The organism is Duganella sp. AC917, from assembly GCF_979258245.1.
Window position 1 is genome coordinate 4,251,994 of sequence record NZ_OZ409848.1, and the last position, 25,311, is coordinate 4,277,304.

A 25,311-nucleotide genomic window follows, 5' to 3' on the forward strand; every position below is an offset into this window, starting at 1 on the left:
CTTAAAGAGTGACGGGACGCGAAGCCAGTTCGCTATACCACTCGTCGGCCAGCACCAGATAAAACGGCTGGCGCGTGTCGCCGCGACCGAACTCGATGCCATAGACGCGGTTTTGCGCGTACATCTTGTCGCCGGCCGCCAGTTGCTGCTGCTCGAAGGTGGCCTGCGGCATATCGAGCACGATGCGTTCGTCCGGATTGTCGGCCTGCAGCGTCAAACGGGTGCGGCCTGCGCGGTCGGGCGTTTGCGCGATCTGGATGATGCGGTAGTCGCCATCGGCTACCTTGCGGTCGCCCTTGGAGCTGTCGCTGGAGCCGGACAGCGAATCGGAGACGCTGCCGCTCGAGGCGGAACCGGCGCTGGAGGCCGACGAAGCGAAACTCTCGGCATTGGCGCCGAGCGCCAGGGTCAGCGCGCCGGCGGCGGCGATGCAGCGAAATACGAGGGATATGGACATCAGAATTCCTTATTTTGCGAACGAGAAGTATAAATGCTTCCCCCTGCCCGCAGAGACAAAAGTTCAAAAGCGAACCGATATGTACAGTATTCATCGGTAGATAGACCTTGTCAACCGAATTTCTGTTGCTGAGACGCAGCGGTGGCCTGAAGCTTATTCTGGTATGCCGTATAATTTTAGACCGGCGACCGCACTCGTCCGCCGCGCCCACAGCTCAAAGAAAGTAATCAATGAATAACACCGTGTCCCATACCGTCATGTCCAAGAGCGATGCCCAGCTGCGCGAGATCCTGGCGCGCCGCATCATGATCCTCGATGGCGCGATGGGCACGATCATTCAGCAGTACAAACTCGACGAGACCGCCTACCGTGGCGGCCCGACGGGACGCTTCATCGACTTCGCCGCCCCAGCCGACAGCGGCGCGCGCGAGCTGTTCGTCAAGGGTAACAACGAGCTGCTGACGCTGACGCAGCCGCACGTGATCCAGGAGATCCACGAACGCTATCTGGCCGCCGGCGCGGACCTGATCGAGACCAACACCTTCGGCGCCACCACGATCGCGCAGGACGACTATCACATGGCCCACCTGGCCTACGAGATGAACCTGCAAGCGGCCAGGCTGGCGCGCGCCGCATGCGACAAGTACAGCAGCGCCGACAAGCCGCGCTTTGTCGCCGGCGCGCTCGGGCCGACGCCGAAAACCGCGTCGATTTCACCGGACGTCAACGATCCGGCCGCGCGCAACATCACCTTCGACCAGTTGGTCGACGCCTACCACCAGCAAACCACGGCGCTGGTCGAAGGCGGCGTCGATGTGCTGCTGGTCGAAACCATCTTCGACACCCTGAACTGCAAGGCCGCGCTGTTCGCGATCGACAAATTCTATGCCGAGAACCCGGGCGTCCCGCGCCTGCCGCTGATGATCTCCGGCACCGTCACCGACGCGTCGGGCCGCATCCTGTCCGGCCAGACCGTGCCGGCCTTCTGGAACTCGGTGCGCCACGCCAAACCGTTGACGATCGGCCTCAATTGCGCGCTTGGCGCGGCGCTGATGCGTCCCTACGCGCAGGAGCTGTCGCAGATCGCCGACACCTTCGTCTGCATTTATCCAAACGCCGGCCTGCCCAACCCGATGAGCGACACCGGCTTCGACGAACTGCCGGCCGACACCTCGGCGCTGCTGCGCGAGTTCGCCGACGCCGGCTTCGTCAACATCGCTGGCGGCTGCTGCGGCACCACGCCGGACCACATCAAGGCGATCGGCGAAATGCTCGCCACCACCGCGCCGCGCGCGGTGCCGGACGTGCCGGTGGCGCAGCGCCTGTCGGGCCTCGAACCGTTCACCATCGACGAGAGCTCGCTGTTCGTCAACGTTGGCGAGCGCACCAACGTCACCGGCTCGAAGGCGTTCGCGCGCATGATTTTGAACGAACAGTATGACGAAGCGCTGTCGGTGGCGCGCCAGCAGGTGGAAAACGGCGCCCAGGTCATCGACATCAACATGGACGAGGCGATGCTCGACTCGCAGGCCGCGATGACGCGCTTCCTGAACCTGATTGCGTCCGAACCGGACATCTCGCGCGTGCCGATCATGATCGACTCGTCGAAATGGTCGGTGATCGAAGCGGGCCTCAAATGCGTGCAGGGCAAATCGATTGTCAATTCGATCTCGATGAAAGAAGGCGAAGAGGAATTCATCCGCCAGGCGCGCCTGTGCCTGAGCTACGGCGCCGCCGTCATCGTCATGGCCTTCGACGAAAAAGGCCAGGCCGACACCTTCGAGCGCAAGACCGAAATCTGCGAGCGCGCCTACAAGCTGCTGGTGAACACGGTCGGCTTCCCGCCGGAAGACATCATCTTCGACCCGAACATCTTCGCCATCGCCACCGGCATCGAAGAGCACAACAACTACGCGGTGGACTTCATCAACGCCACCCGCTGGATCAAGGAAAATCTGCCGCACGCGAAGATCTCGGGCGGCGTCTCCAACGTCTCGTTCTCCTTCCGTGGCAACGACCCGGCGCGCGAAGCCATCCACACGGTGTTCCTGTACCACGCGATCAAGGCCGGCATGACGATGGGTATCGTCAACGCCGGCATGGTCGGCGTCTACGACGACCTGCCGGCCGAACTGCGCGAGCGCGTCGAGGACGTGGTGCTGAACCGCCGCGACGACGCCACCGAGCGCATGATCGACATCGCCGGCACCCTGAAGGCTGGCGCCGGCAAGCAGGACGCGCAGAACCTCGAATGGCGCAACGCGCCCGTCGAAAAGCGCCTGGCGCACGCGCTGGTGCACGGCATCACGCAGTTCATCACCGACGACACCGAGGAAATGCGCCAGCAGGTGTTGGCCGCCAACGGCCGTCCGATCCATGTGATCGAAGGCCCTCTGATGGACGGCATGAACATCGTCGGCGACCTGTTCGGACAGGGCAAGATGTTCCTGCCGCAGGTGGTCAAATCGGCGCGCGTGATGAAGCAGGCCGTGGCCCACCTGATTCCGTACATCGAAGAGGAAAAGCTGGCCGAGGAAAAGCGCACCGGCATCGTCGCCAAACCGAAGGGCAAGATCGTCATCGCCACCGTCAAGGGCGACGTCCACGACATCGGCAAGAACATCGTCTCGGTGGTCCTGCAGTGTAATAACTTCGAGGTGGTGAACATGGGCGTGATGGTGCCCTGCTCCGAGATCCTGGCGCGCGCCAAGCTGGAAAACGCCGACATCATCGGCCTGTCCGGCCTGATCACGCCGTCGCTCGAGGAGATGGCCTACGTGGCGAAAGAGATGCAGCGCGACGAGCATTTCCGCATGCTCAAAATCCCGCTGCTGATCGGCGGCGCCACTACCAGCCGCGCCCACACCGCCGTCAAGATCGCCCACAACTACGAAGGCCCGGTGGTGTACGTGCCGGACGCCTCGCGTTCGGTGTCGGTGGCGCAGTCACTGCTGACGCCCGAAAGCCGCCAGCAATACATCGACGACATCGCGTCGGACTATGTGCGCATCCGCGAGCAGCACGCCAACAAAAAGGCGCTGCCGATGCTGTCGCTGAAAGACGCGCGCGCCAACAAGATGAAGCTGTCCTTCGACGGCGCCGCCGCGCCGGTCAAACCGAAGTTCATCGGCCGCCGCGAATTCAAAAACGTCGACCTGGCCACCATCGCGCGCTACATCGACTGGGGCCCGTTCTTCCAGACCTGGGACCTGGCCGGCCCGTTCCCGGCCATCCTGACCGATGAAGTGGTCGGCGAAGCGGCCACCAAGGTGTTCGAGGAAGGCCAGGCGCTGCTGAAAAAAGTCATCGACGGCCGCTGGCTGACCGCCAACGGCGTCATCTCGCTGCTGCCGGCGAATACCGTCAACGACGACGACATCGAGATCTACACCGACGACACCCGCAGCAAGGTCGACTTCACCTATTACGGCTTGCGCCAGCAAGGCGTCAAGCCGGTGGTCGACGGCGTGCAGCGGCCGAACCAGTGCCTGTCCGATTTCATCGCCTCGAAAGAATCCGGTGTGAAGGATTACATCGGCATGTTTGCCGTCACCGCCGGCCTGGGGATCGAGAAGTACGAAAAGCGCTTCGAAGACGCGCACGACGACTACTCGTCGATCATGCTCAAATCGCTGGCCGACCGTCTGGCCGAAGCCTTCGCCGAATATCTGCACGAGCGCGTGCGCAAGGACCTGTGGGGCTACGCGGCGGCCGAAGCGCTGACCAACGACGACATGATCGCCGAAAAGTACGTCGGCATCCGTCCGGCGCCCGGCTACCCGGCCTGCCCGGAGCACACCGTCAAGCGCGACATGTTCAAGACCATGCAGGCCGGGGAGATCGGCATGGAGCTGACCGAATCGTTCGCCATGTACCCGGGCGCGGCCGTGTCGGGCTTTTACTTCGCGCATCCGGAATCGAAGTATTTCGTGGTCGGCAAAATCGGCGAGGACCAACTGGCCGACATGGCGGCCCGCCGCAACGTCGACAAGGCCGAACTGGAGCGCTGGCTCGCCCCCAATCTCTCCTAAACCACCGGGGGTCAAGTCTGACATTCGGACACGGGCTCTACCGTTGAGCCGCCCCGCCGCCTAATCGAGCGGCGGGATTGTGCCCTCGGATAAAGTTTTAAGCAGACGCGCGCGGCGCTTTTCCAGCTCCGCGATTTGTTCCTCAATCGACGCCAGCCGCTTGCGCTGCGCGTCGGTGGTCTCGCTGCACGCGGCCGCGCCCTCGATCATCAGCATACAATCGGGAAACGAGCGGATCTCCGCCAAGCTGAATCCGCTGGCGATCATGCGCTGGATCTGTTTCACCTGGGTGACGGCCGCCGGCGAAAACACCCGGTAGCCGTTACTCGCCCGTAATGATTTCAATAACCCATGTTCGTCGTAGTGGCGAATCGAGCGCACGCTGGCGCCGGTGGCACTGGCCAGTTTGCCGATGCTGAGCGGCTCGGAATGATTTGCGTTGGTCATGCGAAAAGCATAGCACTTTTCGCTTGACCCTGACACCGGTGTGAGGCTTGACACTACGCGCTCCCGATCAACTTTTGGAGCCGCATCATGTCACCGTCGACCCTCTTCCCATCAATGCTCTTACTGCTGCGCGCCATGCTGCTCGCCTGCACGCTGGCCGCCGCCTCGTCCGCCATGGCCGAAACAAAAACCTATACCGTCACAGCCCCGGACGGCGTCACCTTAGCGGTGCGGGAATCGGGCGATCCGCGAGGCGCCCCGGTCATCTTCATCCACGGCCTGCTCGGCAGCACTCTCAACTGGGAAGCGCAAGTCGGCGATCCACGGCTCCAGCGCTACCGTCTGATCAGCTACGACATGCGCGGACACGGCCTGTCCGGCAAGCAGGCCGTCGCCGAAGCGTACAGCGACGGACAACGCTGGGCCGACGATCTGCGCGCCGTCATCGCATCGTCGGGGGCGGCCAGGCCGGTGCTGGTCGGCTGGTCTCTGGGCGGCGCGGTCATCACGAATTATCTGGCGGCGTACGGGGATGGCGCCATCGCCGGCGTGGTCTACGTCGACGGTGTAATCGAACTGAAACCGGAGCAAATCGTCGCCCATCCCGAGGTCTACCGCGACCTTAACGCGCCGGACTTGAAGACGCACCTGGACGCGGTGCGCGCGTTCCTGCGCCTGTGCTTCCATACCCAGCCCGCCGCATCCGACTTCGAGCGCCTGCTGGCCAACGCCGCCGTCGCGTCCTGGGACATGCAGCGCGCGGTCCAGTCGATGAAGGTCGACCTCACCGGCGGTTTGGGCAAGGCCAAGGTGCCGGTGTTGCTGATCTACGGCGCACAAGATGCGCTGGTCAAGGCGCGGCCGTCGATCGCCAGGGCTGTCGAGGTGAATCCGCGTATCCGCAGCGTGCTGTACGACGTCTCAGGCCACGCGCCGTTCATCGAGGAGACGGACCGCTTCAACCGCGATCTGTCCGGCTTCATCGACGGCTTGAAACGCTGAGCGGCACTTCTGGGCCGTCACGTTCAACCTGCTGGGTGCGCCAATACGCCCTTGTGATTCCGAGGTGATTGAGTATCCTTGGAGCGTGACCGCCGCACTTCTTACAGCGCGTACCGCACCACGTTATCGCTCCACTCGAACGCGGCCAGCTCCAGCTCCACCAGCTCGTCGGTGGACATCGCCAGATTGCGCAGCGCGGGCACGATATGCTCGTCCATTTCCTCGATGCGCTCGATGCATTCGGCCAGCTTGAGCAGGTCGCCGTAGAAGCCCTCGCGATGCAGCAACGCCTGCGAGACGTCGTCGTTGACCGGAATCTGCGCCAGGATCTCGACCATCGGCATGCCGAACAAGGTATCCATCAGCGACATGATGCCGACCGTGAAGGCGATATCGGCGACGTGCCGCTGGCTCGGCCGCAGCTTGGCGCCCAACAATTCCAGCAGGCGGCCGCGCGTGGTCGCCAGCATCAGCAACGGCGTCATGCTGTGGCCGCGCTTGCTCGGCTCGGCATACAGCATGATCTGCAGCCAGCGCTGCAACTGGCGCCGGCCCAGCAACGTCACCGCCTGGCTCAGCGAATCGATGCGCTGGCGCGCGCCCACCGCCGGCGTGTTCACCAGCCGCAGCAGGTTGAGCGCCAGCGAGACGTCGCGCTTGATCGCGCGCTCGATATCGACGTTGTCGGCGTCCGAAGTGACCAGGGTCATCAACTCCATCACCGCCAGCTGCGACGGCGACAATTTCTTGCCACTCATGATGACCGGCCGCGAGAAGTAATAGCCCTGGAAATAATCGAACTCCAGGTCCAGCGCGTTCTTGAATTCCTCGCGGGTTTCGACCTTCTCCGCCACCAGCTTCTTTTTCTGCTGGCGGAAGCGCGGCGCCAGCTTCATCAGGGTCGACAGCGGCGTGCTGCGCATGTCCATCTTGACGTACTCGATCCACGGCAGCAATGCGACGACGGTGTCGTTCTCGCCGCTGACATCGGCCAGCGCAAAGCGGAAGCCCTGGCCGGCCAGCTCCTCCACGCGCGCCAGCAATTGCGGCGTGACCGGCTCGGTGGCGCAAAGTTCGAGCGCCATTTTTTCACGCGGCAGGAAGGAAAAAATGTCGGTCATGATGACGTCGGCATCGACGTTGACGAAGCCGAGCGCGTCGCCAATGGTCTTTTCCATGCCCAGCTGCGAGGCGTGGGCGATGACCGCCGCCGTGGCCGACAGCTCGGTGGTGATATGGGCCGGACCCACGGGCGCATTACGGAAGAGTAATTCGTAACCGAACAGATTCTGGTTACGGTCGAGGATGGGCTGGCGTCCCAGATAGAATTCGCGCACGCGCAGATTGCGCGGACCGGCGTCATGTTGGGAAAGATCGATCATTGCTTCTGCCATTCTTGTCAGGGAGCGAATATTTCGCTGTACTAAGATTTTGACAGTAATAATCCAGACTGTCTTGACAATTTAGCTGCTAATCAACCGCTTGTGGCACGCCGTCGATAAAAAGCTTCAGTTCGCCGCTGGCAAATGCTGTCCATTGTTCATTGGTCGTTAGCGGCTGGGTAACGATAATCGCCACCCGGTCGTTGGGCGTGGTCACCTGCGAGAAATCGACGCTGACGTCCTCGTCGGACAGCTTGGCGGTGTCGAACGGATGTTTGCGCACCAGATAGAACAAGTTGGTCGAGCAATGGGCGAACAGTTCGCCGCCCGACGAGAGCAACATGTTGAAGGTGCCATGGGCGGCGATTTCGTCGACCAGCGCGCCCAACGCCGCCCGCAATTCCGCCAGCGCCGGCCGCTGTTCGCCGAAGCGGGCGCGCAGCTGCTGCAAAATATAGCAAAACGCCCGCTCGCTGTCGGTGGTGCCGACCGGGCGGAAGGCGCCGTTCAGCAGCGGCTGGAACTCCTTGAGGTCGCCGTTATGGGCAAACACCCAATACTGCCCCCACAGCTCGCGCACGAACGGATGGCAGTTCTCCAGCGCCACCTGGCCCTGCGTGGCCTTGCGGATATGTGCGATGACGTTGGTGGATTTAATCGGATAGCGCTTGATCAGCTCGGCGATCGGCGAGGCGATGGCCGCCTGGTGGTCGACGAAGTGGCGCACGCCGGCGCCCTCGAAAAAGGCGATACCCCAGCCGTCGTGGTGGGTATCCGTATGGCCGCCGCGCATGGCGAAGCCGGTAAAACTGAACACGATGTCGGTTGGGACATTGCAGTTCATGCCGAGTAGCTGACACATTGTTTCTTTTCTCTTCTAGCGTTACTTGCGACCACCAATATAACAGGTGGCGTAGAAAAACCAATGCCGGAAGAGCGACACCCAACGCCGAAATGCACAGGGCGGATCACCCGAGGATGACCCGCCCTGTTAAGCCAACCACGCTCGGCGCCCGAACGTTATCAGTGCAACAACACCGGATGACTCATGAGTTCGTCGTAACTGCCTAAAAATTCATCGATCTCGGCCATGGTCGGCTCGCCGGCGATCAGTTCGTTGACGTCGCGGCGGAAATTCTGCGCCAGGATACCGTTGATAAAGATCTCCCGCTTGCCGCCTTTGTCGACGATTTCATAGCCGCCAAAGCGCAATGCATCCAGACTACGATCGGCGCCGAATTCGACAACGCTGTATTGCTCGCTGTTATAGATGAGGTTCATTTTGCTTCCTTTCTTCAGGGGCGAAACACTGCTTGGTTTCACTTCCTAACCCACATGGGGCTTAAAGTGGACGATTCAAGTCTAAAGAACAGGACCCGATCTGCAGGCAGGGCTTAGGCCGCGATGTCGGATTGCAAGTCTAGCAGGTCGCCGTACGGTGGCTCGGACAGCCATGCACGCAGCAGTTCGAGGTGTTCAGCAGTGGCCAGACTGATGTAGAGCTGCGCTGGTGGATGGCGCAACACACGATTCAATGTTACCCGCAAAACGAGATTCCCGCTGCAATGGAGACAGCCTGGGGCAATTCGCAACACTTTTGGAACAGGAGCAACACCGACGGGACCGTCGGCGGGATCGAAGGCCAGCGCCGAACCGCCGTCCGACAAGCCTTCCAGAATGATAACAGTGGGCAATTCCACACCGCGCCGTGCGTGGTCGGCGCCCTCGCTGCCCAGGCGGGCGGCGATGGCGGCTTCGCGAACGCCGGCGCGCGCGCCGGTAACCAGCCAGGTCGGCACCGGCGCCCGCACGGCAGCGCCGGCGCCGGTGGCATCCACACCGCTCACGGCGTTACAGGTTTTTCTTGGCCAGCTTGCCCGGCTCGACGCCCAGCTGCTTGAGCTTGCGATACAGGTGGGTGCGTTCGAGACCGGTCTTCTCGGCCACGCGCGTCATGCTGCCACCTTCGCGACCCAGGTGGTGCTCGAAGTACATGCGCTCGAACGCGTCGCGCGCCTCGCGCAGCGGCAGGTCGAACGACAGGTTGAACATGTGGTTGTCGGCGCCGGCGATGGTGGCGCCGCCACGCACCGCGATCGCCGCGGCCGGGTTCGGCGCGTTGAAGCCGGCGCTGGGCGCTTCCTCCTGCTGCACCGCCGCCGGACGCGGCGCCAGCACCGGCGCGCGCACGGTTTCCTGCGCGCGCGTCAACCCCTGCTGTACCGCCTTGAGCAGCTTTTGCAGCGCGATCGGCTTTTCCAGGAAATTGAGCGCGCCGATGCGCGTGGCCTCGACTGCCGTATCGATAGTCGCATGACCGGACATCATGATCACCGGCATGGTCAGCAGGCCGTCGCGCTGCCATTCCTTGAGCAAGGTCACGCCGTCGGTATCGGGCATCCAGATATCGAGCAGCACCAGATCCGGTGCGCCGCCGGCGCGCGCTTCGCGTGCCTGCTGGGCGTTCTCGGCCAGCTGTATTGCGTGTCCCTCGTCGCTCAAGATTTCCGAGAGCAACTCGCGGATACCCATCTCATCGTCCACTACCAGAATGTTTGCCATCTTCCCTTGCCTTCCTCATTTTCGCCATCGATGCGGCAAATGATTTTGTATTGAACTTCACTTTACGCATTGTGCGTCGTCGGTGCTAACTTTAACAGCAAAATCAATACTGACGCGCCACTTCCATCGACATGATTCTGGATATCAATCCTGCCGCCATGCTCGTCGATAATTTTCTTCACCATCGCCAAACCCAAGCCGGTGCCGCGCGCCTTCGACGTCACGTACGGCTCGAACGCGCGCGCCAGGATCTTGGGCGCGAACCCGGGGCCGTTGTCGACGATACCCAACCGTACCGCCACGCGCGTGCTGCCGTCCGCACCCTGATAATGGATGGCTTCGCTGACGACGTCAATGCGCGGCTGCACGTCGGGCCGTCCGGCCGCCTGCTCGGCCATCGCGTCCTGCGCGTTTTGCAGCAGGTTGTGGATCACCTGGCGCAGTTGCGTGGCGTCGCCCATCACCAGCGGCAGGCCGGCGGCCAGCTGCGGATGGATGATGTCGTCGCCCTCGCCGCTGACGTACAAATGCAGGATTTCCTCGACCAGCGCGTTCAGGTCGAGCGGTTCCAGCACCGCCGGCGGCGTGCGCGCGTAGTCGCGGAAATCGTCGACCATGCGCTTCATCGCCGCCACCTGGTTGACGATGGTGGCGGTTCCCTTGTTCAGCAGCAGCACGTCGTCCGCAGCCAGCTTACCCTCAAGTTTCATTTGCAGGCGTTCGGCTGACAACTGGATCGGCGTCAGCGGGTTCTTGATCTCGTGGGCCAGGCGGCGCGCCACTTCGCCCCAGGCGATCGAGCGCTGCGCCGAGATCACGTCGGAGATATCGTCGAACACCACCAGGTAGCCGATGCCGCCCTCGATCGGCAGGCGCGAGCCGCGCGTGAGCAACGTCAGGTCGTTGTCGTCCAGGCTGGCCGAGCGGCGCGGCACCTCGATCTGGCGCTGCCAGTGCATGCGCTGCAGGTTGCGGCCGGCGGCCGACTGCGCGCTTTGCGCGGCAAACGCGGCGACGATGGCGGCGCCGAATTCCTGCATGCCCTCGACCTCGTTGAGCTTGCGGCCTATCATCGTCACGCCGGCCTGCTGCAGGATGCGCTCGACCGAATCGTTGAAACTAATCAGATGGAACTCGTGGTCCAGCACCATCACGCCGGCCGACATATTGGCCAGCACCGATTCCAGGTGGGCCTTGGCGTTTTGCAGCGCCGCGCGGTTGCGTTCGACGGCGCTGCGGGCGTCCGACAGCTGGCGCGTCATCGTGTTGAACGACTGCGTCAGCGTGCCCAGCTCGTCGGAGGTGGCGACGATCGGGCGCGGCGACAGGTCGCCCTCGGCCACCGCGCGCGTCCCCTCGGCCAGCAGCAGCAGCGGCTGCGCCAGATCGCTGGCAATCAGGAAGGCACTGGCGATGGCGCCGAACACGGCCAGCAGCAAGGTCAACGTCAGGGTGACGATGTACATCTTGCGCAGGCCGACGCGGGCGACAAAGCGCTCCTTGTAATTGGAATAGGCGCTGCGGATGGTTTCGCCGTCGGCGGCCAGTTGCGCCGGCGCCAGCTGGATCAGTTGCAGGTAGCGCGGCGCCAGCTGGGTGCCGTTGGCGCGCACCTGGTCGGGAATCGCCATCACCACCCGCAGGCGCAGCTGGCTGATGCTGTCCTGGGCGTTGACCGGCGCGTCGACCAGGTCGCTGCGCAGCTCGTTGCCGCCCTCGGGTGCGCCGTAAGCGTCGTCGCTCTTGGCCTTGGCCATCATTTCGCGGGTCGGCAGGTCGGCGCTGAGGTTGCCGCTGCGGCTGGCGCGGGCGCTGACCACCAGCCCGCCCTCGGCGTCGACGATGATTGCGTTCTGCATGCCCGGCTGCTCCTTGACCAGCTGCGCCAGGATCAGCCGTTCGGTGCCGTCGCCCTCGCCGGCGAGGCGCTGCGTGGTGCGGGCGGCGGTCGCGGTCAGCTCGTTCAGGGCGCGATCCAGGCCCTCGCGGCTCAGGTTGATGCCCGACTCAAGCGCCTCCTCGACCGGCACGTTGAACCACGATTCAATCGAATGGGAGACGAACTGCACCGACACCAGGAAGATCACCAGTCCCGGCAGCACGCCGACGGCGGCAAACAGCAGCACCAGCCGCGTCATCAGCTTGGAGCCGAACTTGCCGCTCTTGTAGCGCCCGTACAGCCGGAACAGCGACACCGCCACCAGCAGCAGCAGCGCGACGGCCACCGCCGCGTTCAGGCCCAGCAGCCAGGCGTAGTAGCGGTCGAAAAAGCCGGAATTGTCGGATGCCGAGGCGAGCAGGAATAGCAGGATGCTGACGACGGCGCCGCCGATGACGGCAAAATACCGGAGCGCTGTGCTCACTTACTCGGCCTTGTAGAGGAAGGTTTTCTTGTCGGACGCCAGGCGCCATTCATTATTATTGAGGGCGTTGATCTGGATCGGTTTGGGCAGGTAGTTCGGGTCCAGTCCCATGCTCAGCTTGACGCTGTAGGTCTCGCCGACCTTGAGCGCGCCGCGCGGCGCGACGATCCAGCGGTTGGGCCGGCGGATCAGGAACAGCGCGTCGTCAAGCGAGGAGAAGCTCTGCCGCACGCTGCCGATGACGGCCACGTGGTACTGGCGCGTGAGCACGTTGTACGACAGGCTGATGGTCTGGCGCGCAACGATGGCCTTTTCGTCGAACCAATACCAGCGCGGACGGGTGAATTCGATGCTGGTGGTGAAATACAGCACCACGCCGTATTGCAGGGTGTCTTCGAGCCCATGGCTGAGGTCGAAGCCGTAATTGGCCGACAGGCGGTAGCCCTCGTCGGTGGCCTCCACGTAGGCCCGTTTGATCTCGACGCCGTCGGCAGCGCTGGCCGCCTGCGGCAGCGCGCAGGCCAGTATCAGCAGCAAGGGCCCGATCAGCAGGCGAAAAAATCGTTGTATCACGTGTGGGCCGGTGCTCAATAGGTGCGTAATACGCGGGGGTGCGACAGGGAGTATTGCTAAAAAACGGGCAAAAAAACCGGAAAAACGCTCACGCATTTTTCTGGAAAAGCGCGTAGAACAAACCATCGTGGTCCTGGCCGTCACCGCCGGCCGGCAGCAACTGACCGGGCGCATCGAGCCGCACCGCATTGTTGCGCACGGCGAAGGCGGCCGCCTGCGCTTCCGATTCCTGCGGCCACAAGGAACACGTTACGAACAGCAATTTACCATCCGGGGCAAGCATCTGCCAAAGGTTGTCGAGGATTTTGGCCGAAAGTGTTGCAAGTTGGAGCGTGTCGCCCTTGCGGCGCAACCAGCGGATATCCGGGTGGCGACGCACGATGCCGGAGGCCGTGCAGGGCACGTCGGCCAGGATGCGGTCGAACTTTTTGCCGTCCCACCAGGTCGACGTTTGCGCCTCGGCCGCCTGCAATGCGGCTTTCAGCTGCAATCGCTGCAAATTTTCGTCGACCCGCGCCAGGCGCTTGGGGTCGGCGTCCAGGGCCGTCACATCGGCGTCGGCCAGCTCGAGGATGTGGCCGGTCTTGCCGCCGGGCGCGGCGCAGGCGTCGAGCACGCGCATGCCGTTTTGCACGTCCAGCAGCGGTGCGGCCAGTTGGGCGCCGGCGTCCTGTACGGACACCAGGCCGTCGGCGAAGCCTGGAATCTGGCTCACGCCGACCGGTTTGGCCAGCCGCACCGCGTAAGGGCCGATTTGCGTGGCGTCCATGCCGGCCTGCGCCAGGGTCGCCAGATACTGTTCCACCGAGGTTTTGCGGACGTTGACGCGCAACGTCAGCGGCGGCGCGCTGTTGCCGCTCGTCAGCACGGCCTGCCAGTCCTGCGGCCAGGCCGCGCGCACCGCGTCGATCCACCATTGCGGGTAGTTCCACTTGGCCAGCGGCTGCAACAGCGCGGTTTCCAGCAGCGCCTTGCGCTCGCGCAGGAAGCGGCGCAGCACGGCGTTGACCATGTTTTTGGCGCGCGCGGTGTCCGGATGGGCGTCGGCCGCCGTCACGGTCTGGTCGACAACGGTGAATTCCTCGTACGGCTTGACGGCGTCCGGCGCGGTGATGAGGGCCAGCGCGCAGGCCAGCAGCGCGCCGACCAGCGGGTCCGGCGCCTTGGGCGCCATCAGCGCGATCAAGGTCTCGCTTTGGCCCAGCTGGCGCATGCAGCGGTAGGCGATGTCCTGCATGGCGCCGCGCGCCTGCGGGGTGAGGTCGTTTTTGGCCTCGCGATTCACCTCTAACTTCGCCCAGACCTGGGCCAGCGCCTGCGGCAAATTAGTGCCGGTGCGGACCTGGGCCACCGCGTGGGCGGCGCCGATCAGGCTGAAAGCGAGCGAATCGGGCCGCAAGCCGGTCTGGAAGCTGGTCTGCAACGCCGGTTTCAGGTCACGCGCATGGCTGGCGCGCAGCTTCGGCGCTGCCGCCTTGGCGGGTGACTTCAGTGAGAGCGTCGGGCGCTGCTTGTTCATATGCTAATTCCAGAAAGCGGCCGGCAGCCGTGATCGCGCAGTATACAGTAGTGCCACAGCAGCGCATATGACAAGTCGCCGACAAGAATGTAAAAGTCGGTTAGCGCCACGGCAGCGCGAGCGCTAGAGCACCCTCACCGGCGCCGTGCAAACCAGTATAATGGTCACTGTTTGGCCGGTGCCAGAGCGCCGGCCGTTTTCGCTTTCAGATGATTTTTTTAGCGCGGCCCGGCCGCCATTTCGCTCATGCTCGCCCAACAAAAACAAGATATCACCGCCCTGTTCCAGGCCGCCCTCGCACCGATACTGGCGGGTACGGACATCACCGCCAACGTCGTTTTGGAGCGCCCGCGCGACCCGTCGCACGGTGACGTGGCCTGTAACATCGCCATGCAACTGGCCAAGCAGCTCAAAATGAACCCGCGCGAACTGGCCACCAAGGTGGTCGAGGCGCTGCTGGCCAACCCGGCCGGCAAGGGCCTGGTGGAATCGGCCGACATCGCCGGCCCGGGCTTCATCAACCTGCGCGTGAGCGCCGCCGCCAAACAGGCCGTGGTCAAGGCCGTGCTGGCGCAGGGCGCCGCCTACGGCAGCAGCGACGCCGGCGCCGGCAAGAGCGTGATCATCGAATTCGTCTCGGCCAACCCGACCGGCCCGCTGCATGTGGGCCACGGCCGCCAGGCCGCGCTGGGCGACGCGCTGTCGTCGCTGTTCGGCTCCCAGGGCTACGCTGTCACCCGCGAGTTCTATTACAACGACGCCGGCGTGCAAATCCAGACGCTGGCCAATTCGGTCCAGGCGCGCCTGCGCGGCTTCAAGCCGGGCGACGCCCAGTGGCCCGAATCGGCCTACAACGGCGACTACATCGCCGACATCGCCGAGGATTTCAAGGCCAAAAAGACCGTTTCCGCCTCCGACGGCGCGCCGGCCACCGCTTCCGGCGACATCGACGACATCGAATCGATCCGCGCCTTCGCCGTGACCTACCTGCGCAACGAGCAGGATATCGACCTGCAGGCGTTCGGCGTCAAGTTCGACAACTACTACCTCGAATCGTCGCTGTACGCAGACGGCAAGGTCGACGCGGCCGTCGACATGCTCAATAAATCCGGCAAGACGTACGAAGAGGAAGGCGCGCTGTGGCTGCGCACCGAGGACTACGGCGACGACAAGAACCGCGTGATGCGCAAGAAGGACGGCACATACACTTACTTCGTGCCGGACGTGGCCTACCACATCGTCAAGTTCCAGCGCGGTTTCGGCCAGGCGATCAACGTCCAGGGTTCCGACCACCACGGCACCATCGCCCGCGTGCGCGCCGGCCTGCAGGCGGTCAACGTCGGCATCCCGCAGGGTTTCCCGGACTATGTGCTGCACAAGATGGTCACCGTGATGAAAGGCGGCGAGGAGGTCAAGATCTCCAAGCGCGCCGGTTCCTACGTCACAGTGCGCGACCTGATCGAATGGTCCGGCGGCGGCGACATCACCAAGGGCCGCGACGCGGTGCGCTTCTTCCTCATCTCGCGCAAGGCCGACACCGAATTCGTGTTCGATGTCGACGTCGCGCTGAAAACCTCGGATGAAAATCCGGTGTATTACGTGCAGTACGCGCACGCGCGCATCTGCCGCATGCTCGAACAGTTCACCGGCGACGTCGCCGCGCTGGCCGATGTCGACCTGTCGCCGCTGACCGCGCCGACCGAGGCGACCTTGCTGGCCACCTTGGCCGCGTACCCGGAGACGCTGGCGCGCGCGCAGGCCGAACTGGGCCCGCACCAGATCGCGTTCTACCTGCGCGACCTGGCCGCCAACCTGCACAGCTTCTACTTCGCCGAACGCGTGCTGGTCGACGACGAGGCGCTCAAGGCGGCCCGTATCGCGCTGATGGTCGCCACCCGCCAGGTGCTGCAAAACGGCCTGGCGCTGATCGGCGTCTCCGCTCCCAACAAAATGTAATTGCGAAGGATATCCCGCACAATGAATTTCCGTACCCGTCTCACTCCGCGTTCGCGCCAACAGGGCAACACCTTCATCGGCATCGTCATCGGACTGGTCATCGGCCTGACCGTCGCCGTCGTCGTCGCGCTGGTGATCAACAAGGGGGCCTCCCCGTTCACCGACAAGGGGCGCAGCAACAAGAGTACGGAAACGACGGCGGGCCAGGCGGCCGATCCGAACAAACCTATGTACGGCAGCAAGGAAGCAGCGCGCGCCGCGGCCAAGGACCTGGGCCGCGATCCGCAAACCGCGCCGGCGGCGCCCGCAGCCCCCGCGCCAGCGCCAGCCGCGCCAAAAGCGCCGGCGGCCGATCCGCTTCAGGCGGTGGTCGACCGCATCCAGGGCGCAGCCGCCGACAAGCCGAAAACCGTGCCGTCGGCATCGAACGTGACGCCGACGCCGGTCGCCAAAACGCCGGCGAATACGGCGGCGCCGGCGGCAAGCGCCACCGCGCCGGCCAGCGGCGGCGACGAAAAGTACATCTATTATCTGCAGGCTGGCGCATTCCGCGAAGTGGCGGACGCCGAAAGCGCCCGCGCCAAGCTGGCATTGCTCGGCTTCGAGGCCAACCTGTCGGACCGCACCACCGACACCGGCGTGCTGCACCGGGTTCGCATCGGCCCGTTCAACCAGGTCGAGGCGATGAACAAAGTCCGCAGCAAATTGTCTGAAAACGGCGTCGACGTCGCAGTCGTACGCAATCAAAAGTAACGAACCAAGCCAGGAGTAATGATGCGAATTCTGAAATACGTTTTGAGTACGCTGGTGCTGAGCGCCGTCGCCTTGTCGTCGATGTCGGCTTCCGCATCCCCGGCCGAGCCGAAGAACGGCGTCGAATACAAAACCCTGCCGACGCCGCAGCCGGTCGATACCGGCAAAAAGGTGGAAGTGATCGAATTCTTCGACTACGCCTGCCCGCACTGCCACGCGCTGGACCCGTCGCTGACCGCTTGGGTCAAAAAGCAGGGCGATAACATCGTCTTCAAGCGCACCCACATCTCGCGCACCGGCACCGAGCTGCCGCAGCAAAAAATGTTCTTCACGCTCGAAGCCATGGGGCTGATGAACGAGGCGATCAACACCAAGATCTTCACCGAGATGCACGTCAACCGCAACCGCATGAACCGCGACGAGATGGTGTTCGACTTCATCGCCAAGCAGGGCATCGACCGCCAGAAATTCATCGACACCTATCGCAGCTTCGGCGTGCAGGCCCGCATCCGCAAGGCCACGGCGATGATGGATACCTACGGCGTCGACTCGTGGCCGATGTTCGCCATCGACGGCAAGTATGTGACGTCGCCGTCGATGTCCGACGAAGGATCGAAGAGCGCCACCAGCGAAGCCCAGTTGCATACCCAGGGCCTGCAGGTGATGGATATCCTGGTCGCGAAAGCGAAAGCGGAAAAGAAGTAAGCATGCTTTCCAAGGACGCGTTGACAACGGCTTCGGCCCCGCGCGTGGCATGAGCGGTCAACGCGTCTTCATCACCGGCGCCTCCAGCGGCATCGGCGCCGCGCTGGCGGTGCAATACGCGTCGCAAGGCGCGGTCCTCGGACTGCTGGGCCGGCGCGGCGACGCGCTCGACAGCCTGGTCGCCTCCCTCCCCCATCCGGAAAAACACCGCGTCTACGTCGTAGACGTGCGCGACCACGCCGCCATCGCGGCCGCCGCGCGCGACTTCCTCGCGCATGCGGGCGGCATCGACGTGGTCATCGCCAACGCCGGCATCTCGGTCGGCACCCTGACCGAGTACGCCGAGGATATCGCGGTGTTCGACAACATCATCGCCACCAACGTGGTCGCCACCGCCGCCACCTTCGCGCCATTCATCGCGGCGATGCGTGCGCAGCGCACGCCGGCGCGGCTGGTCGGCATCGGCAGCGTGGCCGGCATACGCGGCCTGCCAGGCGCCGAGGCGTACAGCGCCTCCAAGGCGGCCGTGATCAGCTACTGCGAATCGCTGCGGCTGGAGATGAAACCCTACGGCATCAAGGTCGTCACGCTCTGCCCCGGCTACATCGATACGCCAATGACCAAGGCGAATCCGTATCCGATGCCGTTCCTGATGGCGCCGGCGAAATTCGCCGCCAGGGCCGCCCGCACCATCGCCGCCGGCAGCAGCTACGCCGTCATCCCGTGGCAGATGGGCGTGGTCGCCAAGGTGCTGCGCCTGCTGCCGAACGCCGTCTACGATTTCGCCTTTGCCAAGGCGCCGCACAAACCGCGCAAGGCCGCACCATGACCACTGTATCTCCATCGTTATCTCCATCGTTATCGCCGGACGCCATCGCCGCCCGCTGCGCCACCAGCGCCACCCATGTGGCGATCGAAGTCGTCGCCGAAACCGGCTCCACCAACGCCGACCTGCTGGCCCGCATCGACACGCTCGACGGCCCGCTGCTGCGCATCGCCGGCAACCAGACCGCCGGCCGTGGCCGCGCCGGCCGCAGCTGGCTGTCCACGCCGGGCGCCGCGCTGATGTTCTCGCTGGCCTGGCGCTTCAAGGGACCGCTGCACCGCATGACCGGCCTGCCGATGGCGGTTGGCGTGGCGCTGGCCGAAACCATCGCCTCGCTGGGCGTGCCGGTGCAAATCAAATGGCCGAACGACCTGCTGCGCGACGGTAAAAAGCTGGCCGGCATCCTGGTCGAGACCCAGTCCGCCCGCAGGGACGGCGACGGCGCCGTGTGGGCCGTCATCGGCGTCGGCATCAACCTGCTGATGCCGGACGAACTGGAAGAACAGATCGGCCGCGCGGTGGCCGCCGCGCCGTGGCTGGCAAAAATGGACCGCAACGAATTGATGGCCGCCCTGCTCAGCCGACTGGCCGCCGTGCTGGCCGAATTCGACGATACCTGCTTCGCCCCGTTCACCGAGCGCTGGAACCTGCTGCACGCGTGGCAGGGACAGGAGGTCGTCATCCTCGATCACGGGCAGGTGTTGCAGCAGGGCCGCGCGGCCGGGGTCGACGCCATCGGACGCCTGATGCTCGACACGGAACACGGGCGGGTCGAGGTGCTGTCCGGCGATGTCTCGCTGCGCCTGTCATCAAACATCCCCTCCTCCATCGGATTATCATGATTTTACTGATCGACGCCGGCAACACCCGCGTCAAATGGGCGCTGGCGGAAGCCGGCGCACCTTCCGGCGCGTGGCTGGCGCATGGCGCCGTGGTCCACGCCGACCTGACGCAGCTTGAGCTGATCTGGAGCGAGGCGGTCGGCCAGGGCCCGATCGAGCGTATCCTCATCGCCAACGTGGCCGGCAACGCGCTGCGGGTGCACCTGGAATATGTGCTGCGGCGGACCTTCCCCGCCATGGCGCAGGTTATAGATTGGTTCGAATCGCGGCCATCGCTGGCGGGGCTGACCAACGGCTACCGCAATCCGGCGCAACTGGGCTGCGACCGTTTTGCCGCCGCCATCGCCGGCCACACGCTGGCGCCGGGGCGCGCGATCATCGTCGCCAACTGCGGCACCGCCACCACCATCGACGCCATCACCGCCGACGGCGTGTTCCTGGGCGGGATGATCCTGCCCGGCCTGGGGCTGATGGCCAGCTCGCTGGCGCGCAACACGGCGCAGTTGCCGCAAATTGCGCAAGACGGTAAGCTGCCTGACGGATTCGCCGACAATACCGACGACGCCATTTTGAGCGGCTGCCTGGCCGCGCAGAGCGGCGCCATCGAGCACGCGTTTGCGCGGCACCAGGCGGTGGAATGCATCATCTCCGGCGGCGCGGCGCCCTACATCGCGCCGATGCTCAAGGTGCCGCACCGTATCGTCGAAAATATCGTGTTGATAGGCCTGCACGCCGCCGCCGCCGTCGGCGCCGCGCCGACCGACTGAATCGAATTGGCCCACCGAGGATGCCCGTGCTGAAGTTTATTTTCTGGTCGCTGTTAGCCGTCAACGCCACGCTGTTCGCGTATGGACAGGGCTATCTCGGTCATTTCAGCGGCAACGAGCGCGAACCGGCGCGCCTTCGCAATCAGCTCAACGCCAATCAGTTGACGATCGTTTCGGCGGAGAGCGCCGGCCACGCGCCGGCGGGCGACGCGGCCACTGCGCCGGTTGACGGCAAAGCCGCGCCGCAACCGCTGGCATGCGTGGAGATCGGCAGCTTCGTCATCGCCGACGCGCGCCGGTTCGAGGCGCGTCTGGCCGCGTTGAACCTGGGCGACCGTCAATCGCGCCGCAACCTGCCGGGCACCGAGATTTCGAGCTACATCGTGCATATCCCGCCGATGGGCAGCAAGGAAGCCGCCGACAAGAAAGCGGCCGAATTGCGAGGGATGGGAGTGACCAACTACTTCGTCATGTCCGACAACTCGCCGATGCGCTGGGCGATCTCGCTGGGCGTGTTCAAGACCGAAACGGCGGCGCAGAACCAGCTTGCGGCGCTGGTCAAGCAAGGCGTGCGCACCGCCCGCGTCACCCCGCGCATGAGCGGGAGCAAACTGCTGGCGTTCCAGTTCCGCGACGTCGACGCGGAATTGCAAGCCAACCTGGAAAAGATCCGCGCCGATTTCCCGAATACGCAAACCCATAGCTGCAGATAAGGTTTAGCCTCAGCGCTGCACCACGATCGGCTTGAGGCTCAGCGACGACGGCAATCCCTGCGCCGCCTGCAACGCCTCCTGCCGGCTCGCGAACGGGCCGCCGAACAAGCGATGCACAGGACCGCTCTGCACCACCTCCAGCGTAGAAAAACCATTCCCCGCCAGCTTGCCACGCACGGCTTCCGCGTTTTCCGCCCGCGTGTATGCGCCAAGCTGCAGATAAAAGCCGCTCGCGGCAGCCGGCACGCTATCGGCCAGCATCAACGCCTCGATCTCCGGCTTCGCGCTTGACGCCACGACCGGCACCACCGCCGCGGCAATCGGCGCCGCGACCGCCGTCCCGCCCGATATCGCCTTCGGTGTCAGCACCAATGGCTGCGGCGTCGTCGCCAGCTGCCTGCTACTCTCCCCCGAGTACGACGCCAGGCGCACCCCGGACTGCGACGACGGCTGCAAACGCGGCGCCTTCGTCCCCGACACACCCTCCCTGGTCGCCAGCATGCGGTCGATCTCCTCGGGCAGAATGCGCTCGATCTTCAGCTCATGGCTGCCCTTGCCCAGCAATCCGAGTTTCAGCGCCGCCGTGTACGACACGTCGATGGCGCGCTTGGCATGGAATGGCCCCCTGTCGTTGATACGCACGATCACCGTCGCCCCGCTGACCATGTTCGACACACGCGCATACGACGGAATCGGCAGCGTCGGATGCGCGGCCGTCATCTTGTACATGTCGTAAAGCTCGCCCGACGACGTGCGTTGTCCGTGGAATTTCTTACCATACCAGGTGCCCATGCCGACCTGCGTGAACGGCTCGTTGTCGGTGAGCGGCGTGTAGGTCTTGCCGAAGACGACGTAAGGCCTGTTGGAGCGCGGCAGCAGGGGATCGTTGCGCACATCGGCGTCCGGCACGTCGGCCAGGTTCTCCGGCGGCGAATCGCCAGGGCCGTCGTCCTGATAATAGCCACCGCGACCGGAATTAGCCGGCGGCAGCGACGGCAGGCCGGTGGCCGGTTTGGAGGTGGACGGCGCCTTGATCACCGGTCCAGAGGTGCGCGGCGACCTGGAGATCGTCTCGTCCGATGTCGGAACGGTGCCGCAGCCGGCCAGCACCAGCAGGGCCAGGGTCCCGCACGCGTTTCGGAGTTGGCGTCGGTTCATTCGCATGGCGTCATCCTCATTGGTTTTTCCGCACCGCCGGTGCCGGTTGCGTGGCGGGCGCCGGCGCGGCGGGCACCGGGGCCGGCGATGGCGCCGGTGTGCCCGGTCCCGCTGGCTGCGCCGGCGCCGTACCGTTCGCGCCACCGGCACCGCCGCTCTGAAGCCGCGCTGCGGCAGCTTGTTCTTCCAAGGTTTGACCTTCTACAGGCACGATTTCTTCCGCGTCTTCTTTTTCCACTTTGGTTGTATCCTTTCCGGCCGGGCGTTTGCCCAGCAGGTAATAATCAAGGGCCTTGCGCGCGATCGGCGCCGCTTCGAGGCCGCCCTTGCCGGCGTTTTCCACCACCAGCGCGATCGCGATGCGCGGCGCCTCGGCCGGCGCGAACGCGGTAAACAGCGCGTTGTCGCGCAGGCGCTCCGCCAGCCTGGCGGCATTGTACTTGTCGCCCTTCTTAATCGTGATCACCTGCGCCGTACCGGTTTTGCCGCCGACGCGGTACTGGGCTCCCGCGAACGCCCGCACGCCGGTGCCGCCGGCCTCCGTGGTCACACCGACCATCGCGTTTTTAATGAAGTCGATGTTCTCCTGTTTAAGCGGAATCCGATAGCTCTCCTTCGACACCGTCAGCGTGCGCGCGCGCGTGCCGCCGTCCTCGAGGATCTTCACCAGGTGCGGCTTCATTACCACGCCGTCGTTGGCCAGGTTGGCCACCGCATGCGCGATCTGCAGCGGGGTGTAGGCGTTGTAGCCGGAACCATTGCTGACCGAGATAGTATCACCACCGACCCAGCGTCCCGCCGCACCCTTGAAGCGCTTGCGCTTCCACTCTTGCGACGGCAGCACGCCGATCTTCTCGTTGAAAAGGTCGATGCCGGTCTTTTGCCCGAATCCGAAAGGCTTCATGAAGTCGTGGATCATATCGATCCCCATGTCATGACCCAGCTCGTAGTAATAGGTATTACACGAGACGACGATGGACTTGTGCATGGCGACCGATCCATGGCCGCCGACCAGATCGTCGTTGAACTTGTGGCCACCGAGGTAGTAGTAACCCGGATCGTAAGTGGCCTGCATGGGCGTGCGCTTGCCCAGCTCCAGCGCCGCCAGCGCCATGAACGGCTTGAAGGTGGACCCCGGCGCGTAGGTGCCAGACAGCGGCCGGTTCACCATCGGCCGGTCCAGCGAGGTGTTAAGTTCATTCCAGCTTTGTGCGTCGATGCCGTCGACGAACAGGTTGGGATCGTAACCGGGACGCGACACGTACGCCAGGATGTCGCCGGTGGACGGCTCGATCGCCACTAGCGCCCCACGGCGGTCGCCGAAGGCGTCTTCCACCACCTTCTGCAACTCGATATCGATCGACAGTATCAGGTTACTGCCCGGGATGGCGGGCTTGCGCGACAAGGTGCGCACCGCCCTGCCGCCGGCAGTGACCTCCACCTCTTCGTAGCCGGTGCGCCCGTGCAGCTGCTGCTCGTAGCTTTTTTCCAGCCCCTCTTTGCCGATATGGTCGGTGCCCTTGTAGTTGGTGGCGTCGTCGCCCTCCTCGATGGCCTGGGCCTCGGCGCGGCTGATGCGGCCGATGTAGCCGATCACGTGCGACGCCGTCTCGCCCAGCGGATATTGACGGAACAGGCGGGCCTGCACCTCGACCCCGCGGAACCGGAAACGCTGCGCCGTGAACCGCGCCACCTCCTCGTCGGTCAACCGGGTACGCAGCGGCACGCTCTCGAAATGCTTGGATTCCTCCACCAGCTTCTTGAAGCGTTTGCGGTCCTTGACCTCGACGTTGACCAGCTTGGACAACTCGTCGATCGTCTCGTCCAGCGTGGCCGTCAGCTTGGACGGCGTGATCTCCAGCGTGTAGGCCGAGTAGTTACGCGCCAAGACCACGCCGTTGCGGTCCAAAATCAGGCCCCGGTTGGGCGTGATCGGAACGATGGCGATGCGGTTCTCCTCCGCCTTGACCACAAAGTCGTCATGCTTGATCACCTGCAGCCAGATGAAACGCGCCAGCAGCAATCCAAAGCAGATGAACACCGTCAATCCCAGCACGGCGATCCGCGTGCGGAACTCTTTCAGTTCGCGTTCCGTGTCTTTGATCTCCATCATGCCAGCGCGCCCCAGGCAGGCACGCCGGAACCGTCACGCACACTGCGGCTGTGCCGCTGGATACTCATTAAGATGCCGGCGCCAAGGCCCAGGGTCAGCAGCGCGGTGCCGCCATAGCTCATGAACGGCAACGGCACGCCGACCACTGGCACGATACCGCTGACCATGCCCATGTTGACGAAAGCGTAGGTGAAGTAAATCATAGTCATGGCGCCCGCCAGCAGGCGCGTAAAGAGAGTGGATGCGTTGAGGGCGATGGAGAGCCCGCGCCAGATCAGCAGCAGGTACAGCACCATCAGCACCAGATTGCCGGTGAGGCCGAATTCTTCGGAGAAGACGGCGAAAATGAAATCGGTGGTGCGCTCGGGGATGAACTCCAGGTGCGTCTGCGTGCCCTGGGTCCAGCCCTTGCCCGCCGCGCCACCGGAACCGATGGCGATCATCGACTGGATGATGTGGAAGCCCTTGCCCAGCGGGTCGTGATATGGATCGATCAGCGTCAGCACGCGTTCGCGCTGGTAGTCGTGCATCGCGGACCACAACAAAGGCATGCCGACGCAGGCGGCAGCGCCCAGCGCCATCAGCGCCTTCCACGACAGACCAGCGAGGAAAATCACGCAGGCGCCGGCAGCCACCACCAGCAGCGCCGTGCCGAGATCGGGCTGGCGCGCGATCAGCCCGACGGGAACCACCAACAGCAGCGCGGCGAGCCCATACCCCTGCCAGCGCAACTGGCCGGCCTGGCGCTGGAAGAACCACGCCAGCATCAACGGCATGGCGATCTTCATGAATTCGGACGGCTGCAGCTGGATGCCGATGGTGATCCAGCGGCGCGAGCCGCCTTTGATCGTGCCCGCCAGGGCGACGGCGATCAATAACACCACGGCCAGCGCGTACACCGGCACGGCGAGACGCATCAGCGTTCGCGGCGGGATGTTCGCGGCCAGCCACATGACGACAAAGGCGGCGGCGATATTGCGCAACTGGTCTGACACCTTGCCCGGAATGGCGATGCCGGCCGAATACAGCGTGACCAGTCCCACCGACAGCAGCGCCAGGATGATCAGGGCCAGCGGAATGTCGAACACCATGACGTGGGGGCGGAGGCGCTGCCATGGCGAGCGCCCGTCGTTGAAGTGCAT

The 25,311-nt window shown here is 64.2% G+C and carries 22 protein-coding genes; 9 read left to right on the top strand and 13 right to left on the bottom strand.

Going from position 1 to position 25,311, the window contains the following annotated elements; genetic code table 11:
- Position 1: 1 nt before the first annotated feature.
- Positions 2 to 457 (bottom strand): hypothetical protein, encoded by a 456-nt coding sequence (locus tag ACZ0BA_RS18485; RefSeq protein ID WP_463452670.1) that lies wholly within the window; start codon positions 455 to 457, stop codon positions 2 to 4.
- Between the two features lie 257 nt (positions 458 to 714).
- Here ACZ0BA_RS18485 and metH point away from each other — a divergent pair, with 257 nt between their 5' ends.
- Positions 715 to 4,488 carry a methionine synthase gene (gene metH / locus ACZ0BA_RS18490; RefSeq protein ID WP_463454782.1) on the top strand — a complete coding sequence of 1,258 codons (3,774 nt, stop codon included), beginning with the start codon at positions 715 to 717 and terminating at the stop codon, positions 4,486 to 4,488.
- Positions 4,489 to 4,548: 60 nt separating this feature from the next.
- Here the strand turns inward: metH and ACZ0BA_RS18495 are convergent, their stop codons facing one another.
- Positions 4,549 to 4,935, bottom strand: coding sequence for a MerR family transcriptional regulator (locus ACZ0BA_RS18495; RefSeq protein WP_463454783.1), 387 nt, complete (start codon positions 4,933 to 4,935; stop codon positions 4,549 to 4,551).
- Between the two features lie 87 nt (positions 4,936 to 5,022).
- Between ACZ0BA_RS18495 and ACZ0BA_RS18500 the strand changes: the two genes are divergently transcribed.
- Positions 5,023 to 5,937 (top strand): alpha/beta fold hydrolase, encoded by a 915-nt coding sequence (locus ACZ0BA_RS18500; protein WP_463452671.1) that lies wholly within the window; start codon positions 5,023 to 5,025, stop codon positions 5,935 to 5,937.
- 101 nt (positions 5,938 to 6,038) lie between these two features.
- Here the strand turns inward: ACZ0BA_RS18500 and ACZ0BA_RS18505 are convergent, their stop codons facing one another.
- The 8 genes from ACZ0BA_RS18505 to rsmB form a co-directional block, all read right to left on the bottom strand.
- Complete coding sequence (locus ACZ0BA_RS18505) at positions 6,039 to 7,319, bottom strand: EAL and HDOD domain-containing protein (RefSeq protein ID WP_463452672.1); 1,281 nt, start codon at positions 7,317 to 7,319, stop codon at positions 6,039 to 6,041.
- Between the two features lie 88 nt (positions 7,320 to 7,407).
- Positions 7,408 to 8,181: a class II glutamine amidotransferase gene (locus ACZ0BA_RS18510; RefSeq protein ID WP_463452673.1), complete on the bottom strand. Its 774-nt coding sequence runs from the start codon at positions 8,179 to 8,181 to the stop codon at positions 7,408 to 7,410.
- A gap of 161 nt (positions 8,182 to 8,342) precedes the next feature.
- Positions 8,343 to 8,600 carry a BTH_I0359 family protein gene (locus tag ACZ0BA_RS18515; RefSeq protein ID WP_090316980.1) on the bottom strand — a complete coding sequence of 86 codons (258 nt, stop codon included), beginning with the start codon at positions 8,598 to 8,600 and terminating at the stop codon, positions 8,343 to 8,345.
- Positions 8,601 to 8,713: 113 nt separating this feature from the next.
- Entirely contained in the window at positions 8,714 to 9,166 is a 453-nt protein-coding gene (locus tag ACZ0BA_RS18520; protein WP_463452674.1) for a GTPase, read from the bottom strand.
- A gap of 4 nt (positions 9,167 to 9,170) precedes the next feature.
- Complete coding sequence (locus tag ACZ0BA_RS18525; RefSeq protein ID WP_463452675.1) at positions 9,171 to 9,881, bottom strand: response regulator; 711 nt, start codon at positions 9,879 to 9,881, stop codon at positions 9,171 to 9,173.
- A 62-nt stretch (positions 9,882 to 9,943) separates the two neighbouring features.
- The gene (locus ACZ0BA_RS18530) at positions 9,944 to 12,244 is read right to left on the bottom strand and encodes a sensor histidine kinase (RefSeq protein WP_463452676.1); all 2,301 of its coding nucleotides are present in this window, start codon (positions 12,242 to 12,244) and stop codon (positions 9,944 to 9,946) included.
- Positions 12,245 to 12,913, bottom strand: coding sequence for a DUF4390 domain-containing protein (locus tag ACZ0BA_RS18535; protein ID WP_463452677.1), 669 nt, complete (start codon positions 12,911 to 12,913; stop codon positions 12,245 to 12,247).
- The gene (rsmB, locus tag ACZ0BA_RS18540) at positions 12,906 to 14,336 is read right to left on the bottom strand and encodes a 16S rRNA (cytosine(967)-C(5))-methyltransferase RsmB (protein ID WP_463452678.1); all 1,431 of its coding nucleotides are present in this window, start codon (positions 14,334 to 14,336) and stop codon (positions 12,906 to 12,908) included. Before rsmB ends, ACZ0BA_RS18535 begins: the two co-directional genes overlap by 8 nt.
- 246 nt (positions 14,337 to 14,582) lie before the next feature.
- Between rsmB and argS the strand changes: the two genes are divergently transcribed.
- From argS to ACZ0BA_RS18575, 7 genes are read left to right on the top strand one after another with little or no spacing between them, the layout of a single operon-like run.
- Positions 14,583 to 16,292 carry an arginine--tRNA ligase gene (gene argS / locus ACZ0BA_RS18545; RefSeq protein WP_463452679.1) on the top strand — a complete coding sequence of 570 codons (1,710 nt, stop codon included), beginning with the start codon at positions 14,583 to 14,585 and terminating at the stop codon, positions 16,290 to 16,292.
- A gap of 21 nt (positions 16,293 to 16,313) precedes the next feature.
- Positions 16,314 to 17,045, top strand: a complete 732-nt coding sequence (locus ACZ0BA_RS18550) for an SPOR domain-containing protein (protein ID WP_463452680.1) — start codon at positions 16,314 to 16,316, stop codon at positions 17,043 to 17,045.
- 21 nt (positions 17,046 to 17,066) lie between these two features.
- Positions 17,067 to 17,750 carry a thiol:disulfide interchange protein DsbA/DsbL gene (locus ACZ0BA_RS18555; RefSeq protein WP_463452681.1) on the top strand — a complete coding sequence of 228 codons (684 nt, stop codon included), beginning with the start codon at positions 17,067 to 17,069 and terminating at the stop codon, positions 17,748 to 17,750.
- 49 nt (positions 17,751 to 17,799) lie between these two features.
- Positions 17,800 to 18,579, top strand: a complete 780-nt coding sequence (locus tag ACZ0BA_RS18560) for an SDR family oxidoreductase (protein ID WP_463452682.1) — start codon at positions 17,800 to 17,802, stop codon at positions 18,577 to 18,579.
- Positions 18,576 to 19,418: a biotin--[acetyl-CoA-carboxylase] ligase gene (locus tag ACZ0BA_RS18565; protein ID WP_463452683.1), complete on the top strand. Its 843-nt coding sequence runs from the start codon at positions 18,576 to 18,578 to the stop codon at positions 19,416 to 19,418. The genes ACZ0BA_RS18560 and ACZ0BA_RS18565 overlap by 4 nt, the downstream gene beginning before the upstream one ends.
- Positions 19,415 to 20,185, top strand: coding sequence for a type III pantothenate kinase (locus ACZ0BA_RS18570; RefSeq protein WP_463452684.1), 771 nt, complete (start codon positions 19,415 to 19,417; stop codon positions 20,183 to 20,185). Before ACZ0BA_RS18565 ends, ACZ0BA_RS18570 begins: the two co-directional genes overlap by 4 nt.
- Positions 20,186 to 20,205: 20 nt before the next feature.
- On the top strand, positions 20,206 to 20,898 hold the full coding sequence (locus tag ACZ0BA_RS18575) for an SPOR domain-containing protein (protein WP_463452685.1): 693 nt from the start codon (positions 20,206 to 20,208) through the stop codon (positions 20,896 to 20,898).
- Positions 20,899 to 20,907: 9 nt separating this feature from the next.
- On the opposite strand, the gene ACZ0BA_RS18580 is transcribed toward ACZ0BA_RS18575, so the two are convergent.
- Genes ACZ0BA_RS18580 through rodA form a run of 3 tightly spaced genes read right to left on the bottom strand, consistent with a single transcriptional unit; the run spans position 20,908 to position 25,311 of the window.
- Positions 20,908 to 22,062, bottom strand: coding sequence for a septal ring lytic transglycosylase RlpA family protein (locus ACZ0BA_RS18580; protein WP_463452686.1), 1,155 nt, complete (start codon positions 22,060 to 22,062; stop codon positions 20,908 to 20,910).
- Positions 22,063 to 22,072: 10 nt separating this feature from the next.
- Positions 22,073 to 24,169: a penicillin-binding protein 2 gene (gene mrdA, locus ACZ0BA_RS18585; RefSeq protein WP_463452687.1), complete on the bottom strand. Its 2,097-nt coding sequence runs from the start codon at positions 24,167 to 24,169 to the stop codon at positions 22,073 to 22,075.
- A complete protein-coding gene (gene rodA, locus ACZ0BA_RS18590; RefSeq protein WP_463452688.1) occupies positions 24,166 to 25,311 on the bottom strand; it encodes a rod shape-determining protein RodA in 1,146 nt (381 codons plus the stop codon). Before rodA ends, mrdA begins: the two co-directional genes overlap by 4 nt.

Coding starts and splice junctions, on each gene's coding strand:
- ACZ0BA_RS18485 (WP_463452670.1), bottom strand. CDS start 457: ATGTCCATATCCCTCGTATTTCGCTGCATCGCCGCCGCCGGCGCGCTG.
- metH (WP_463454782.1), top strand. CDS start 715: ATGTCCAAGAGCGATGCCCAGCTGCGCGAGATCCTGGCGCGCCGCATC.
- ACZ0BA_RS18495 (WP_463454783.1), bottom strand. CDS start 4,935: ATGACCAACGCAAATCATTCCGAGCCGCTCAGCATCGGCAAACTGGCC.
- ACZ0BA_RS18500 (WP_463452671.1), top strand. CDS start 5,023: ATGTCACCGTCGACCCTCTTCCCATCAATGCTCTTACTGCTGCGCGCC.
- ACZ0BA_RS18505 (WP_463452672.1), bottom strand. CDS start 7,319: ATGATCGATCTTTCCCAACATGACGCCGGTCCGCGCAATCTGCGCGTG.
- ACZ0BA_RS18510 (WP_463452673.1), bottom strand. CDS start 8,181: ATGTGTCAGCTACTCGGCATGAACTGCAATGTCCCAACCGACATCGTG.
- ACZ0BA_RS18515 (WP_090316980.1), bottom strand. CDS start 8,600: ATGAACCTCATCTATAACAGCGAGCAATACAGCGTTGTCGAATTCGGC.
- ACZ0BA_RS18525 (WP_463452675.1), bottom strand. CDS start 9,881: ATGGCAAACATTCTGGTAGTGGACGATGAGATGGGTATCCGCGAGTTG.
- ACZ0BA_RS18535 (WP_463452677.1), bottom strand. CDS start 12,913: ATGCGTGAGCGTTTTTCCGGTTTTTTTGCCCGTTTTTTAGCAATACTC.
- rsmB (WP_463452678.1), bottom strand. CDS start 14,336: ATGAACAAGCAGCGCCCGACGCTCTCACTGAAGTCACCCGCCAAGGCG.
- argS (WP_463452679.1), top strand. CDS start 14,583: ATGCTCGCCCAACAAAAACAAGATATCACCGCCCTGTTCCAGGCCGCC.
- ACZ0BA_RS18550 (WP_463452680.1), top strand. CDS start 16,314: ATGAATTTCCGTACCCGTCTCACTCCGCGTTCGCGCCAACAGGGCAAC.
- ACZ0BA_RS18555 (WP_463452681.1), top strand. CDS start 17,067: ATGCGAATTCTGAAATACGTTTTGAGTACGCTGGTGCTGAGCGCCGTC.
- ACZ0BA_RS18560 (WP_463452682.1), top strand. CDS start 17,800: ATGAGCGGTCAACGCGTCTTCATCACCGGCGCCTCCAGCGGCATCGGC.
- ACZ0BA_RS18565 (WP_463452683.1), top strand. CDS start 18,576: ATGACCACTGTATCTCCATCGTTATCTCCATCGTTATCGCCGGACGCC.
- ACZ0BA_RS18570 (WP_463452684.1), top strand. CDS start 19,415: ATGATTTTACTGATCGACGCCGGCAACACCCGCGTCAAATGGGCGCTG.
- ACZ0BA_RS18575 (WP_463452685.1), top strand. CDS start 20,206: ATGCCCGTGCTGAAGTTTATTTTCTGGTCGCTGTTAGCCGTCAACGCC.
- ACZ0BA_RS18580 (WP_463452686.1), bottom strand. CDS start 22,062: ATGCGAATGAACCGACGCCAACTCCGAAACGCGTGCGGGACCCTGGCC.
- mrdA (WP_463452687.1), bottom strand. CDS start 24,169: ATGATGGAGATCAAAGACACGGAACGCGAACTGAAAGAGTTCCGCACG.
- rodA (WP_463452688.1), bottom strand. CDS start 25,311: ATGCACTTCAACGACGGGCGCTCGCCATGGCAGCGCCTCCGCCCCCAC.